Source organism: Kitasatospora sp. NPDC018619 (assembly GCF_044391605.1).
Classification (GTDB): domain Bacteria; phylum Actinomycetota; class Actinomycetes; order Streptomycetales; family Streptomycetaceae; genus Kitasatospora.
The window spans coordinates 234,926-247,944 of record NZ_JBISAI010000008.1; the positions used below are offsets into that span (position 1 = coordinate 234,926).

Annotated in this window: 11 protein-coding genes and 1 tRNA gene; 4 read left to right on the forward strand and 8 right to left on the reverse strand. The window is 71.5% G+C overall.

The window, feature by feature from the left end:
• The first annotated feature begins 99 nt into the window (after positions 1-99).
• Together ACH5AR_RS15290 and ACH5AR_RS15295 are read left to right on the forward strand one after the other, a co-directional pair.
• Positions 100-966, forward strand: coding sequence for a helix-turn-helix domain-containing protein (locus tag ACH5AR_RS15290; protein WP_396301860.1), 867 nt, complete (start codon positions 100-102; stop codon positions 964-966).
• Positions 967-1,015: 49 nt separating this feature from the next.
• Positions 1,016-2,473: an aldehyde dehydrogenase family protein gene (locus tag ACH5AR_RS15295; RefSeq protein ID WP_396301967.1), complete on the forward strand. Its 1,458-nt coding sequence runs from the start codon at positions 1,016-1,018 to the stop codon at positions 2,471-2,473.
• A 106-nt stretch (positions 2,474-2,579) separates the two neighbouring features.
• Here the strand turns inward: ACH5AR_RS15295 and ACH5AR_RS15300 are convergent, their stop codons facing one another.
• The 4 genes from ACH5AR_RS15300 to ACH5AR_RS15315 form a co-directional block, all read right to left on the reverse strand.
• Positions 2,580-4,415 carry a bifunctional metallophosphatase/5'-nucleotidase gene (locus ACH5AR_RS15300; RefSeq protein WP_396301861.1) on the reverse strand — a complete coding sequence of 612 codons (1,836 nt, stop codon included), beginning with the start codon at positions 4,413-4,415 and terminating at the stop codon, positions 2,580-2,582.
• 253 nt (positions 4,416-4,668) lie between these two features.
• The gene (locus tag ACH5AR_RS15305) at positions 4,669-5,349 is read right to left on the reverse strand and encodes a hypothetical protein (protein ID WP_396301862.1); all 681 of its coding nucleotides are present in this window, start codon (positions 5,347-5,349) and stop codon (positions 4,669-4,671) included.
• Positions 5,336-6,976 carry a substrate-binding domain-containing protein gene (locus ACH5AR_RS15310; protein ID WP_396301968.1) on the reverse strand — a complete coding sequence of 547 codons (1,641 nt, stop codon included), beginning with the start codon at positions 6,974-6,976 and terminating at the stop codon, positions 5,336-5,338. Before ACH5AR_RS15310 ends, ACH5AR_RS15305 begins: the two co-directional genes overlap by 14 nt.
• Before the next feature lie 8 nt (positions 6,977-6,984).
• Complete coding sequence (locus ACH5AR_RS15315) at positions 6,985-8,079, reverse strand: hypothetical protein (RefSeq protein WP_396301863.1); 1,095 nt, start codon at positions 8,077-8,079, stop codon at positions 6,985-6,987.
• A 356-nt stretch (positions 8,080-8,435) separates the two neighbouring features.
• On the opposite strand from ACH5AR_RS15315, the gene pyk reads away from it, so the two are divergent.
• Positions 8,436-9,866, forward strand: a complete 1,431-nt coding sequence (pyk, locus tag ACH5AR_RS15320; RefSeq protein ID WP_396301864.1) for a pyruvate kinase — start codon at positions 8,436-8,438, stop codon at positions 9,864-9,866.
• 43 nt (positions 9,867-9,909) lie between these two features.
• Here the strand turns inward: pyk and ACH5AR_RS15325 are convergent, their stop codons facing one another.
• The gene (locus ACH5AR_RS15325) at positions 9,910-10,488 is read right to left on the reverse strand and encodes a transcriptional regulator (protein ID WP_396301865.1); all 579 of its coding nucleotides are present in this window, start codon (positions 10,486-10,488) and stop codon (positions 9,910-9,912) included.
• A gap of 120 nt (positions 10,489-10,608) precedes the next feature.
• Positions 10,609-10,681, reverse strand: a tRNA-Leu gene (locus ACH5AR_RS15330).
• A 100-nt stretch (positions 10,682-10,781) separates the two neighbouring features.
• On the opposite strand from ACH5AR_RS15330, the gene ACH5AR_RS15335 reads away from it, so the two are divergent.
• Positions 10,782-11,438 (forward strand): ANTAR domain-containing response regulator, encoded by a 657-nt coding sequence (locus ACH5AR_RS15335; protein ID WP_396301866.1) that lies wholly within the window; start codon positions 10,782-10,784, stop codon positions 11,436-11,438.
• A 58-nt stretch (positions 11,439-11,496) separates the two neighbouring features.
• Here the strand turns inward: ACH5AR_RS15335 and ACH5AR_RS15340 are convergent, their stop codons facing one another.
• Both ACH5AR_RS15340 and ACH5AR_RS15345 read right to left on the reverse strand, forming a co-directional pair.
• Complete coding sequence (locus tag ACH5AR_RS15340) at positions 11,497-12,213, reverse strand: ABC transporter ATP-binding protein (RefSeq protein ID WP_396301867.1); 717 nt, start codon at positions 12,211-12,213, stop codon at positions 11,497-11,499.
• Complete coding sequence (locus tag ACH5AR_RS15345; protein ID WP_396301969.1) at positions 12,210-13,019, reverse strand: ABC transporter ATP-binding protein; 810 nt, start codon at positions 13,017-13,019, stop codon at positions 12,210-12,212. Before ACH5AR_RS15345 ends, ACH5AR_RS15340 begins: the two co-directional genes overlap by 4 nt.

Below are 13,019 nucleotides of genomic sequence, written 5' to 3' on the forward strand. Positions count from 1 at the left end.
GCTCCGGCGGTTCCGGGCCGTGGGCTGTTGTTCGTCGGTGCCAGGTGGCAGACTGCCGCCGACGGCCGGGGGGCTGGGCGAGCGCGAAGGATGACGTCGATGGGCACGACTCAGGCAGGCGGGGGCGCCACGATACGGCGTCTGCTGCTCGGCACCCAGCTGCGCAAGCTCCGCGAGGCCAGGGGCGTCAGCCGCGAGGAGGCCGGGTACTCGATCCGCGCCTCCGAGTCCAAGATCAGCCGGATGGAGCTCGGCCGGGTCGGCTTCAAGGAGCGCGACGTCGCCGACCTGCTGACCCTCTACGGGGTCGAGGTCGAACAGGAGCGGGCCACCGTCCTCGGCCTGCTGCGCGACGCCAACGCCACCTCCTGGTGGCACGAGTACGGGGACGTCCTGCCCGGCTGGTTCCAGAACTACCTGGGGCTGGAGGAGGCCGCCGCCGAGATCCGCAGCTACGAGGTCCAGTTCGTCCACGGGCTGCTCCAGACCGCCGACTACGCCCGCGCCGTGGTCACCGCCGGCTGCCACGCCAACGGGCCCGAGGAGGTCGAGCGCCGGGTCGACGTCCGCCTCCGGCGGCAGGCGGTGCTCACCGGCGAGCGGGCGCCGCAGCTGGTCGCGGTGCTGGACGAGGCCGCGCTGCGCCGCCCCTGGGGCGGCCCGGAGCTGATGCGCGGCCAGCTGGACCGGCTGTTGGAGCTCGGCGAGCTGCCCAACGTCCGGCTCCAGGTGCTGCCGCTGGGCAACGCCGGGCTGAGCGCGGAGAGCGGCGCCTTCACCGTCCTGGGCTTCGCCGAGGCCGAACTGTCGGACGTGGTGTACCTGGAGCAGTTCACCACCGCGCTCTACCTCGACAAGCCCGCCGAGGTGGCCGAGTACCGGCACGCGATGGACGACCTGGTCGCCGACAGCCTGAGTCCGGAACTGACCCGGGATCTTCTGTACGCGGTGCGCCAGGAACTGTAATACGTCAGTACGATGACCTCTCATCAGGTCGGTGCATGAGAGGGATCAGATGTCGTACTTCTCCGAGTTGGCGCTGCAGTACATCGACGGCGAGTGGCGCACCGGCAGCGGCTCCTGGGACATCGTCGACGTCGACCCCTACACCGGTGAGAAGCTCGCCACCATCACCGTGGCCACCGTGGCCGAGGTCGACCTCGCCTACCGGGCGGCCGCGCGCGCCCAGAAGCAGTGGGCCGCCACCAACCCCTACCGGCGGCGGCGGGTCTTCGAGCGCGCGCTGCGGCTGCTGGAGGAGCGCGAGCCGGAGATCGTCGAGGCGATCACGGCGGAGCTCGGCGGCACCGCGCTGAAGGCGGGCTTCGAACTGTCGCTGGTCAAGGACGTCCTGCGGGACTGCCTGCACCAGTCGGTGGCCCCCGAGGGCCGGGTGCTGACCTCTCCCGCCCAGGGCCGGGAGAACCGGCTCTACCGGCTGCCGGTCGGCGTGGTCGGCGTGATCAGCCCGTTCAACTTCCCGCTGTTCCTCGCGCTCAAGGCCGTCGCCCCGGCGCTCGCGCTCGGCAACGGGGTCGTCCTCAAGCCGCACCAGGAGACCCCGGTCGTCGGCGGCGGGCTGATCGCGAAGCTCTTCGAGGACGCGGGGCTGCCGCCCGGCCTGCTGAACGTCGTGATCACCGACATCGCCGAGGTCGGCGACGCCTTCCTGGAGCACCCGGTGCCCAAGGTGATCTCCTTCACCGGCTCCGACAAGGTCGGCCGGCACGTCGCCACCGTCGCCGCCGCGCACTTCAAGCGGACGGTGCTGGAACTCGGCGGCAACAGCGCGCTGATCGTGCTCGACGACGCCGACGTGGACCACGCCGTGGACGCCGCGGTGTTCAGCCGCTTCGTGCACCAGGGGCAGGTCTGCATGGCCGCCAACCGGGTGCTGGTGGACCGCTCCGTCGAGGCCGAGTTCACCGAGAAGTTCGTCGCCAAGGTCGCCTCGCTGACCGTCGGCGACCCGCGGGACCCGGCCACCCACCTCGGCCCGCTGATCAACTCCGTCCAGGCCGACGCCCTCTGCGCCCAGGTCGACCAGGCGGTCAGGGCCGGCGCCACCGCCCTGCTGCGCGGCAGCACGGTCGGCAGCCTGATGGCGCCCACCGTGCTCACCGACCTCCCGCAGGACGCGCCCATCCTGCGCAGCGAGCTCTTCGGCCCGGTCGTGCTGCTGGTGCCCTTCGACGGCGAGGACGAGGCCGTCCGGCTCGCCAACGACACGCCGTTCGGCCTCAGCGGCGCCGTGCACACCGGGAACACCGAGCGCGGCGTGCGGCTCGCCCAGCGGATCGAGACCGGCATGATCCACGTCAACGGCGGCACCATCGCCGACGAGCCGGGCGTCCCCTTCGGCGGCGAGAAGAACTCCGGCGTCGGCCGCCTCAACGGCGAGGCCACCGTGGAGGCCTTCACCACGCTGAAGTGGATCTCCGTCCAGCACGAGCGCGCCGTCTTCCCCTTCTGACCGGGGCCGAAGAGCTACGGGCCGCACCCCTTCCGACGTACGGGCCTCCCGGCGGCTGCCGCCGGGAGGCCCGTACCGTTCCACGGCTCGGGCCGGGTGGGGCCGGTCAGAAGACCGGCTGGCCGGCGCGGACGAGGCGCCAGGAGTCGGTGAAGAAGTCCGCGGGGTCGATGACGCCCTTGGCCTTCACCCAGGCGATCATCGTGTTGCGGATCTCGTCGGAGTTCGACCACACGACCTTGGCCTTGGCCACGTGCGGGAAGTTCCCGCCGCCGTTGGCACGGTAGTTGTTGACCGCGAGGACGAACTCGGCGGCCGGGTCGATCGGCTTGCCCTGGAAGGACAGGTTGACGATCCGCGAGCCCTTCGGCTGGGCGATGTCGATGTCGTAGCTCAGGCCGTAGACCGAGTCGTAGTTGTAGTCCGGCGTCGCCTCGGCGCCGGTCAGCTTGTCCTTGTCGACCGGCGCACCCGGGGCCAGCTGGTTGTAGTACTTGACCGAGTACTCCAGGTAGTCCCTGAGCTGGGCACCCGTCAGGACGCGGGCCTCCAGGGTGTTCTCGTAGATGTACAGGCCTGCGGCGTCGCGCAGCTTGACCTGGCCCGACGGGATCAGGGCGGTGCGGTTGAACGGGGCGGCCTGGGCCAGCACCGGGAGGCCGGCGTACTGCCCGCCCGCCAGCGCGGCCTTGACGGCGTCGGCCTGGACCCGGCCGATCAGGTCGATGATCGGGGTGGCCTTGAAGGGCGCGTCGGCGATCGACAGCGCGATCTTGCTGGTGCCGATGTTCTGGTTGACGTACGCGACGACCTTCTTGTGCTGCTCGGCGACCGCGTCGGTGATCTCCGGGTTCTCCGGGACGGTGTTGGAGTTCAGCAGCCGCGCCGAGACCGAGGAGACCTTCCAGGCGCCGCCCGTGAACTCGGCCTCGAAGTCGAAGCAGGTCAGCCGCTGGCCGTAGCAGAGCGGCTCGGACAGCACGACCGTCCTGCCGGTCTTCCTGTTGACGACCAGGCGCTGCGCGATCTCCTTGTGGGCGTGGCCCACCAGCACCGCGTCGATGTCGGGGACGGTCTCCGCCAGCGCCACCGAGGCGTTCTCCGCCCAGGGCAGCTGGTCGCCCCAGGTGGTCGCCTCGTCGCAGCCGGAGTGCGCGGAGACGACGACCACGTCCGCGCCCGCGGCCTTCATCTTCGGCACCCACACGGCGGCGGTCTCGACGATGCCCGGGAAGACCATCCGGCCGCTGACGTTCGCCTTGTCCCAGATCGCGATGCCCGGGTTGGTCAGGCCGAGGATGCCGACCCGCAGCGGCCGGCCCCCGCCCAGCCGCAGCTCCTTGATCACGTACGGCCTGAAGGCCGGCTTCTCGTTCTTCGCGTGCAGCGCGTTGGCGCCCAGCAGTGGGAACTCCAGCTGCTCCTCGTACGCCTTCAGCAGCGGGATGCCGTAGTTGAACTCGTGGTTGCCGAGCGCGGCGGCGTCGTACTCCATGAGGTTCATGGCGACGGCCATCGGGTGGTCCGGCACGGTGTTCGCCTCGGTGTCGATCGACTCGATCCGGGCGTAGTAGTAGGACAGCTGGGTGCCCTGGATGGTGTCACCCGAGTCGATCAGCAGGCAGCGGTCCCAGCCCTTCTCCTCGCGCACCTGGTTGGCCAGGGTGGAGATCCGGGCGAGGCCGACCGCGTTGTGGGCCTTGTCGGTGTACTCGGCGTCGGTGAAGTAGTCCCAGTTGAGCACCCGGCCGTGCAGGTCGGTGGTGCCCATGACGGTGAAGGCCTGCTTGCGCGGGGCGCGCTGCGGGCCCTTGGCCGCCGCGGTGTCCGGCTGGGCGGCCGCGGCGGAGGGGGCGGCGGCCAGGGCGGTGCCACCGGCCAGGGCGGCGCCGGCGGCGGTGGCGGCGGACCGGGTGACGAAGTCACGGCGGTTCAGGGGCATGAGACGACTCTCCCGAGGGGTGACGGCCGAGGGGCCGTCAACTGGTGTTCGTGAACGGTTGTTCGTGAGCAGGATGCGCCACCGGGCGGGCGCGCACCCGTCGACGCGCGTAGAAGGACGCGCGTAGAAGTGTGCCGTGCGAGCCGGGGTGCTGGATAGCCCCCCAACCTGTCCCGGAGGTGAGATCTTGGCGACTCGTTCGTGACGGGGACGGGGGAGACCGGAGGCGGTGGGGCGGGCGCCCGACACCCGGTCAGGACAGCTCGCCCACCAGGCGCTCGACCTCCCGGCCCAGCCGGACCGCCGGATCCGGGTCGTCCGGACCGGCCCAGGGCTGCCAGGTCCGTGCCCGCAGGTAGCCGGCCACCGCGACCGGCAGCCGGTGCCGGACGATCCCGTCCGCCACCGGGCCCGGGCCGGCCGCGCGCAGCGCCGCCAGCAGGCCGTCCACCCCGGCCGAGGGCGGCAGCGGGACGGTCTCCAGGTAGGCGGCCAGCGCCACCAGCTCGGGGTCGGGCTCGGGGGCCCGCTCCCGGCGCGGCGGCTGCTCCCGGTGCTCGGGCTCGGGCTCGGGGCGGTGCTCCGGGTGGGGGCCGGGGCGGTGCTCGGGCCGGTGCTCGGACGGGGGCTCGGGCCGGTCGGGCCCGGGGGCCGTCGCCCCCGGGCCCGGCGCGGTGCCGGAGCCCTGGGCCGGACCGGAGCCCGGGGCGGTGCCGGGGCCCGCCCCCGGGCCGGCGCCCGTGCGGCCCCCCGGGCCGGGCGTCAGCAGCGCGCCCACCCCGTACAGCCCGGCGACGACCCCCGGCCACCAGGGCCCGCCCAACCCGGCGAAGTGCAGCCCCAGGCCGACCGCACCGCCCGCGCAGCCGACCAGGTTCCGGGCCGACTCCAGGTAGCGCAGCACCCGGGGGCCGACCCCGTCACTGGTAGCCACGGATCTCCTCGAACACCCCGTCCAGCGAGCCCGTCCCGTCGAACAGCTTGCCGCCGCTCAGGTCCGCGATCCCCTGGAGCTGGCCCACCGCCGCCTCCCCGAACCTGATCGGGAATACCGGGATCGCCTTCTCCCCGGCCGGCAGCGCGTCGTGGAAGCGCTTGAAGTCGGCGTCCGTCGCCCCGGCGTTGCTCTCCCCGTCGGTCATCAGCACGATCGAGGTGAACCGGTCGTCGCCGGCCGCGGCCTGCTGGCGCTCGATCACCCGGTACGCCTCCTCCAGCGAGGAGTACACCGCCGTCCCGCCCGAAGCCGCCAGCGACTGCACGTCCGCGTTGATCGCGGCCAGCTCCGCCTCCGGGCCCGGTTGGCTGCCGGTGGCCGGCACCACGTGGGTCCTGGTCCACTTCACCGCGGAGGCGAAGGAGAGCAGCGTGATCTCCTCGCGGTCCCGGAAGCGGCGCGTCCCGCGGGTGTCGTCCGCCCCGGTCAGCCGGCCCAGCGCGCTCTTCAGCGCGGCGATCCGCGGGCCCTCCATCGAGCCCGAGGTGTCCAGCACGTACACCGTCCGGGACGGGCGGCGCAGCTCGTTCTGGTACGAGGCCAGCAGGCCGTCCGCGACCGCCCGGGTGCCCGGGAACGGCAGCTCCCTGCGGCGGTCCGTGGGCAGCCCGGCCGCCGGGGCCGCGCCCGCCGTCACCGGACGGCGCAGCGTGGTCTCGGAGATGCGTTTCTGCACGTCCTCCTTGAGCAGGTACGCCGTCAGCCGCTGGAAGGCGTCCCGCTGCTCCTGCCCGGCGGAGGACATCAGCGAGAGCGGGTAGTCCGCCGACACCACGCCGTCCGCCGGCCGCACCACCGTCAGCTGCTGCTGCGGCGGCAGGGACCTGTTCAGCGACAGCAGCACCGACTCGTAGTTCACCAGCGCGCCCACCACGCCCGACTCGGCCCGGGTGTACGCCTGCGCCAGCCAGCCCGAGGAGCCGGAGGTCAGCTTCTGGCCCGTGAAGAACTCCTTCAGCTGCGGGGTGGCCTGCCGCACGTCCGCGTCGGTCAGCGCCGCGCCGGCGCCGGAGAAGGCCGAGGCCACCGCGACGAGGGTGGAGAAGCCCGAGTTGGAGCGGGACGGGTCGGCCATCCCGTACGGCAGCCTGCCGGCCGCGGCCGCGGCGCCGACCTGCGCCCAGGTGACCTTGGAGCCGTCGCCCCAGCCGAGCTCGCCCAGGGTGGCGGTGCGCACCCCGATCGCCACCGGCGAGACCATCACCGGGGTCTCGGAGACCAGCTTGGACCGGCCGGCCGGATCCAGCCGCAGGTACTGGTTGGACGGGAACCACACGGCGTCGTACTTGCCGTCGGCCCGGCCCGAGGAGACGGCGTCCGCGCCGTCCAGGGTGCCCGTCCAGGAGAACTGCACGGTCACCCCGGTGGCCTTCCTGGCGTCCTCCAAAACCGGTGCCAGGTCCTGGAGTTCGCTGCCGGCCAGGACGCGCAGCACGCCCGGCGCGGCGGTCGCGGCCGGGGGGCCGTCGGGGTCGGGTGCGGGCTTGCCGCCGTCGGAGGTGCAGGCGCTCGCCGCGGCGAGCACGGCGGCCAGCGCGGCGGCGAGCAGGCCGCGGCGCTTCATCGGGATGGTCACTTGGTCCCCTTCGCCGCGGCGGTGAGCTCGCGCAGGTTGTCCAGCGAGGGCAGGGTCGCCTGCTTGACCCTGGCGGCGGTCAGATCGGGTGCGAAAGTCGGCTTCTTCTCCCGCATCAGGTTCGCGAAGGCCTCCGGCTTGGCCTGCGGCCGCAGGCCGTACCTGGCCGCCAGGTCGCGCAGGACGTCGTCGTTCTGGAGGACGTCGGCCAGCTTGCGGCCGTGGTCGGTGTGGGCCACGACGGTGTGGTCCGAGTAGACCGTGGTGTCCGGGTACATCACGACCATGTCCCCGGTGGGCTTGCCCTGGAGCGGCAGGGCGGCCGCCTGGGACTCGTAGGCGAAGATCAGCGGGCTGCCGATCCCCGCTCCGAAGTCCCGGAACGGCTCGTCGCTGCTGCTCTTCTGGATGCCCTGCAGTGCGTTCGCCTTGTGCAGGACGTCCTTGACGGCGGCGACGCCGGCGGCGTCCGACACCACCTGGTGGCCGTTGACGAGGTAGGAGAGCAGCGCCAGGTACATCGCGCCCGAGGACGAGCTCTCCGGGTCGGTGGTGGTCACGAACAGCTGGCCGGACAGCTCGGGGTGCGCGGCGGCGCCGGTCAGCTCCTCCCATCTGCGGTTGCCCTTCAGCGCGTTGACGTACTCGTCCATCCGGAACGTCCAGACGCCGGTGGCCTGGTCCAGGTCGGCCAGCTTGTTCTCCCTCAGGACGGCGGCCACCGGCTCGTGGGCCACGATCACCAGCGGCGAGTAGAACGGGACCAGCGGGGAGTCCTGGAGATTCCAGATGCGCTGGATCTCCCGTGCCGGTGCCGAGCTGGCCGGGAAGGCGAAGTCGAGCCCGGGGGTCTTGGCCGCCTGGTCGCTCATCGTCCAGGAGCCGGTGGAGTCCGCGCGGACCACCAGGCCCTTCTTCGCCAACTCCGCCCTGACCGCCTCGTCCTCGAAGAAGGCGCGCTTCTCCGATCCGATCAGGCCGGTGACGGTGACCGTCGAAGTGCCGCCGTCCTTCCCGCCGTCGGGGACCAGCGCGAAGGCGACCCCGCCCAGCAGGGCCAGGGCCGCCACCACCCCCAGTGCGCGTCGCATGCCGAACGCCTCCCCCTCGTCCGCTACTTCGTCCGGGTGGTCGCCCGGGGCGCCCCGGAATCCCCCCGGGGGTGACGAGCGTCCCGCCGGGCGGGGAGCGGTGGCGGAAGCGGCGGTGAACCGGGGGTGAACACCCCTTCACGGAATCGCATCGACGGGCGGCGGGGAGGGTGTGCGGCGGGGCGTGACGGGGGTGCGGGAGGCGTGCGGCGGGGGTGCGCGGAGCGGGCGGCGGGAGGCGTTCGCACAGCGGTCCGAGGGTGTGTCAGATTGTTCAACTCGCCTTGGTGCAAAGGTCATCCCGCAGTCCGGACCCGCGTCGTGGTTACGCGCCGGTAATGCCTAGTCTCAGCACTATGCGCCGAGCAAAAATCGTCTGTACCCTCGGGCCCGCCACCGACTCGTACGACCAGATCAAGTCCCTGGTCGACGCCGGGATGGACATCGCCCGACTGAACCTCAGCCACGGCACGCACGCCGAGCACGAGGAACGCTACCGCCGCGTCCGCAAGGCCGCCGACGAGACCGGCCGCAGCGTCGGCGTCCTCGTCGACCTTCAAGGCCCGAAGATCCGGCTCGACACCTTCGCCCACGGACCCGTACTCCTCGAACGCGGCGACGAGTTCACCATCTCCACCGACAAGGGCGTCGTGGGGGACAAGGACCGCTGCGGGACCACCTACTCCGGGCTCGCCGGGGACGTCAGCCGCGGCGAGCGCATCCTGGTCGACGACGGCAGGGTCACCCTGGAGGTCGTCGCCGTCGACGGGCCGCACGTGCGCTGCCTGGTCATCGAGGGAGGCCTGGTCTCCGACCACAAGGGCCTCAACCTCCCCGGCGTCGCCGTCTCCGTCCCCGCGCTGAGCGACAAGGACGTCGCCGACCTGCGGTGGGCGCTGCGGACCGGGGCCGACCTGGTCGCGCTCTCGTTCGTCCGCAGCGGCCGGGACGTCGAGGACGTCCACCGGATCATGGCGGAGGAGGGGCGCCGCGTCCCGGTCATCGCCAAGATCGAGAAGCCGCAGGCGGTGGAGAACCTGGAGTCCGTCGTCGACGCCTTCGACGGGATCATGGTGGCCCGCGGCGACCTGGGCGTGGAGATGCCCCTCGAACAGGTCCCGCTGGTCCAGAAGCGCGCCATCAAGCTCGCCCGCCGCAACGCCAAGCCCGTCATCGTCGCGACCCAGATGCTCGACTCGATGATCAACACCTCCCGGCCGACCCGCGCCGAGGCCTCCGACGTGGCCAACGCCGTCCTGGACGGGACGGACGCGGTGATGCTCTCCGGGGAGACCTCGGTGGGCAAGTACCCGGTCGAGACGGTCAAGACCATGGCCCGGATCGTCGAGGCCGCCGAGAACGACATCCTGGCGGCCGGGCTGCCGCCGCTGACCGTCGGCAGCAAGCCGCGCACCCAGGGCGGCGCCGTCGCCCGGGCGGCCGCCGAGATCGGCGACTTCCTGCACGCCAAGTACCTGATCGCCTTCACCCAGTCCGGCGACACCGCGCGCCGCCTCACCCGCTACCGCTCGCCGATCCCGGTGCTCGCCTTCACCTACGAACCGGCCGTCCGCAGCCGACTCGCCCTCACCTGGGGGGTGGAGACCTTCCTCGGCCCGTTCGCCCCGACGACGGACCAGATGGTCGAACAGGTCGACGCGGCCCTGCTGTCGCTCGGGCGCTGCCAGAAGGGCGACATCGTCGTCATCACGGCCGGCTCGCCCCCCGGCCTGGCCGGCTCCACCAACCTCGTCCGCGTCCACCACGTGGGGACGCTGGACGCCTGAGGCCCTTCGCGCGGCGCGGCCCCTTCCAGGGGTCGCGCCGCCGTCAGCACTTGGGGCCGATGTGGGCGTCCATGAGGGCGACCGAGTCCTTGCGGGCGACGGAGATGTTCGCAGCACCGTTGGATCGGGAGGCTGCCTTCCAGTGGACGTCGGAGTGGATCAGCCCGCGCAGGAACTCCCAGGGGTGCGCGTCGACGATCTCCTGCTGCCGGGGTGCAAGGGAGATCGGCCGCAGGTGCTTCGGGCAGCCGGGCGCGCGAACGCGCAAGACCTTGTTGTGCGGCAGGACGGCGGCGACGGCCTGCTCGCACTCGAGGATGAGACCTGGCCAGGCGTTGCAGCAGGCGATGCGGAGGGCGTGAACCTGGCGGCGGCCCTCGCTGATACACCCGTCGCCGAGGTAGAGGCCGAGCAGATAGGCGTAGTCGGCGCGCGGGCGCGACGGATCGAGCTGACCGTCACGGACCGGGCATTCGGCCGACATGCGCGGGCTGGGGACGGCGCCGGAGGCCCACCCGCGGATGGCGAATCGGGAGATGCCGGTCGCGCGGCTGACGTGGCTGAACGTCAGTCCGGAGGCGTGTAGATCGAGTGCTCGTCGGCGTGTGGCCATGTCGTACATGCGACCGAGCGTGTGCGAATCACGCGGACAGGGCCCGGCGAATGCCGCGATTTTCATTCGGATTGATGAAGATCGCCAAGCATTAGGCTACCCTAAGTGACTTAAGAATCGAAGGAAAAGTGCCCCGAGTGGGATTCGAACCCACGCTGTATGGTGTTTGAGACCATCGCCTCTCCCGCTGGGCTACCGGGGCGCCCGTGGATTCGAAGGTTGAACTTCGGACCCGCTGGTCTCAAACATACCGTGTCTAGGTACCCTCGTGCATGCAGTACCCCGCCGGAACGAGGAGCCCCGTGAGCACCGCCGACGAGCAGGCGCAGCCGCTTGAGACCGATACACCCCAGATCACCCGGATCGTGATCGCCGAGGACGAGGCGCTGATCCGTCTCGACCTCAAGGAGATGCTGGAGGAGGAGGGGTACACCGTCGTCGGTGAAGCGGGGGACGGGGAGACGGCGGTGCGGCTCGTGGAGGAGCTGAAGCCGGACCTGGCGATCTTCGATGTGAAGATGCCGGTGCTGGACGGCCTCTCCGCAGCCGAGCAGATCCACGAGAAGCACCTGGCGCCCGTGCTGATGCTGACGGCGTTCTCGCAGCGGGAGCTGGTGGACCGGGCGCGGGACGCCGGGGCGATGGCGTACATCGTGAAGCCGTTCTCGAAGTCGGACCTGGTGCCGGCGATCGAGATGGCGGTGTCCCGGTACGCGGAGATGCGGGCGCTGGAGAAGGAGATCGGGGATCTCAGCCAGCGGCTGGAGACCCGGAAGCTGGTGGACCGGGCGAAGGGCGTGCTGCAGACCAAGTTCGGGCTGAACGAGCCGGCCGCCTTCCGGTGGATCCAGAAGACGTCGATGGACCGTCGGATGACGATGGCGGCGGTGGCCGAGGCGGTCATCGAGGAGGGCGAGGCCCAGGACCGCAGGAAGGCGGAAGAGGGCACGTCCGAGTAGAGCACGTACGCAGGGCCCGGCAGAACGTTTCTGCCGGGCCCTTCGCGTTGCAGGCGGGTCAGTCCTCGCCCAGGTAGGCCTTGCGGACGGACTCGTCGTGCAGGAGGTCGGCCCCCGTCCCCGAGAGGACGATGCGGCCGGTCTCCATGACGTACCCCCGGTCGGAGAGCGAGAGCGCCGCCTGGGCGTTCTGCTCGACCAGGAGGATGGTCGTACCGGACGCCTTCAGCTCCACGATGGTCGACATGATCTTCTGCATCATCAGCGGCGAGAGCCCCATCGAGGGCTCGTCCAGCATGAGCAGCTTGGGCCGGGACATCAGCGCCCGCCCCATCGCGAGCATCTGCTGCTCGCCGCCGGAGAGCGTCCCGGCGGCCTGGCGGCGGCGCTCGCCGAGGATCGGGAACAGGCCGTAGGCGCGTTCGACGTCCGAGGCGATGCCCGCCGCGTCGGTGCGCAGGAAGGCGCCGAGGAGGAGGTTCTCCTCGATGGTCATCCGGGGGAAGATGTGCCGGCCCTCGGGGGAGTGGGCGAGGCCGAGGGCGACGATCCGGTGGGCGGGGACGGTGGAGAGGTCCTGGCCGTCGAAGGTGATCCGTCCGGCGGTGGGCCTGAGCAGGCCGGACAGGGTGCGCAGGGTGGTGGTCTTGCCGGCGCCGTTGGTGCCGATGAGGGTGGTGACCTCGCCCTGTTCGACGCTGAAGCCGATGCCCTTGACGGCCTCGATCTTGCCGTAGGCGACGCGGAGGTCCTGAACTTCGAGAAGTGCGGTCACTGGTCGGACTCCGTAACGGCCGGGGTGGTGCCTTCGAGCGGGGCGCCGAGGTAGGCGGTGATGACGCGTTCGTCGTTCTGGACGGTCTCGCGGTCGCCCTCGACGATCTTCTGGCCCTGGACGAGCACCGCGGTGCGGTCGCAGAGGTTGAAGATGAAGCGCATGTCGTGCTCGATGACGAGGACGGAGATCCCCTGGTCGCGGATCGCGAAGACGAGTTCCTCGGCGGCCCGGGTCTCCTGGGGGTTCATGCCGGCGGTGGGCTCGTCGAGCAGCAGCAGGCCGGGTTCGGAGGCGAGGGCACGGGCGATCTCCAGCTTGCGCTGCTCGCCGTAGGGGAGGTTGCGGGCGAGGTGGTCGGCCTTCTCGGCGAGGCCGGTGAACTCCAGGAGCTCCATGGCCTTCTCGCGGCTCTCGGCCTCGGCGCGGTGGTAGCCGGGCCCGCGCAGGATGGCGGAGAAGATGCCCTCCCTGGTGCGGGTGTGCCGGCCGACGAGGACGTTCTCCAGGACGGTCATGTTGGCGAACAGCCGGATGTTCTGGAAGGTGCGGGCGATGCCGGCCTGGGTGACGAGGTGGGGCTTGGGCGGCAGCAGGGTGTCGCGGTAGCGCACGGCGCCCTCGGTGGGGACGTACAGGCCGGTGAGGCAGTTGAAGAAGGTGGTCTTGCCGGCGCCGTTGGGGCCGATCAGACCGATGATCTCGCCCTCGCCGACGGTCAGGGAGACGTCGTTGACCGCGGTGAGGCCGCCGAAGCGCATGGTGACGCCGGTGACTTCGAGCAGGGGTGCGGCGGTGGTGGTCAT

What these genes read in the sequence shown, in the direction of transcription:
- pyk (WP_396301864.1), top strand. Translation starts at nt 8,436, where the DNA reads ATGCGCCGAGCAAAAATCGTCTGTACCCTCGGGCCCGCCACCGACTCG.
- ACH5AR_RS15310 (WP_396301968.1), bottom strand. Translation starts at nt 6,976, where the DNA reads ATGAAGCGCCGCGGCCTGCTCGCCGCCGCGCTGGCCGCCGTGCTCGCC.
- ACH5AR_RS15290 (WP_396301860.1), top strand. Translation starts at nt 100, where the DNA reads ATGGGCACGACTCAGGCAGGCGGGGGCGCCACGATACGGCGTCTGCTG.
- ACH5AR_RS15325 (WP_396301865.1), bottom strand. Translation starts at nt 10,488, where the DNA reads ATGTACGACATGGCCACACGCCGACGAGCACTCGATCTACACGCCTCC.
- ACH5AR_RS15300 (WP_396301861.1), bottom strand. Translation starts at nt 4,415, where the DNA reads ATGCCCCTGAACCGCCGTGACTTCGTCACCCGGTCCGCCGCCACCGCC.
- ACH5AR_RS15295 (WP_396301967.1), top strand. Translation starts at nt 1,016, where the DNA reads ATGTCGTACTTCTCCGAGTTGGCGCTGCAGTACATCGACGGCGAGTGG.
- ACH5AR_RS15345 (WP_396301969.1), bottom strand. Translation starts at nt 13,019, where the DNA reads ATGACCACCACCGCCGCACCCCTGCTCGAAGTCACCGGCGTCACCATG.
- ACH5AR_RS15315 (WP_396301863.1), bottom strand. Translation starts at nt 8,079, where the DNA reads ATGCGACGCGCACTGGGGGTGGTGGCGGCCCTGGCCCTGCTGGGCGGG.